General features: G+C 56.8%; 1 pseudogene. It reads left to right on the plus strand.

Annotation, left to right across the window (positions count from 1 at the left end):
• Positions 1-55 precede the first annotated feature (55 nt).
• Positions 56-220, plus strand: a pseudogene (locus A3709_RS17450) (twitching motility protein PilT); the annotation flags it as partial.

Raw genomic sequence — 220 nt, forward strand, 5'->3', positions numbered from 1 at the left:
CATGGCGCGAATGGTAGCCCAAGCCTACCTGCCGGGCTACAGGGGAATGACGTATATGGACATTACAGAGCTGCTGGCGTTCAGTGCCAAGCAAGGCGCATCTGACTTACACCTTTCGGCGGGCCTGCCGCCAATGATCCGGGTGGACGGCGACATTCGCCGCATTAATCTCCCGCCCATGGAACACAAGCAGGTTCATGAGTTGATCTACGACATCATG

Source organism: Halioglobus sp. HI00S01 (genome assembly GCF_001635445.1).
GTDB lineage: Bacteria > Pseudomonadota > Gammaproteobacteria > Pseudomonadales > Halieaceae > Halioglobus > Halioglobus japonicus.